Genomic DNA, 222 nt, shown 5'->3' with positions numbered 1-222 from the left:
AATGTAGACGTCCAATTAAGGATAATATAAAAGTTGGTGGCTACGGCGAGATTCGAACTTGCGACCCCATCATTATGAGTGATGTGCTCTAACCAACTGAGCTACGTAGCCTAACTTTTATCTTCAATAAAAAACCGCTCTATGAGCGGCTTCTCAAGAATTTGGCTGGGGTAACAGGACTCGAACCTATGAATGGCGGGATCAAAACCCGCTGCCTTACCA

Annotated in this window: 1 tRNA gene; it reads right to left on the bottom strand. The window is 44.6% G+C overall.

What is annotated here, in order from left to right:
• Window positions 1-34: 34 nt before the first annotated feature.
• Window positions 35-111: transfer RNA gene (locus tag GVO63_RS19465), tRNA-Met, on the bottom strand.
• Between the last annotated feature and the right edge of the window lie 111 nt (window positions 112-222).

The sequence above is a fragment of the Alteromonas sp. KUL106 genome (genome assembly GCF_009811415.1).
GTDB lineage: Bacteria > Pseudomonadota > Gammaproteobacteria > Enterobacterales > Alteromonadaceae > Alteromonas.
Note: the sequence above shows the minus strand (reverse complement) of the source record. Positions and strands in the feature narration are given on the sequence as shown.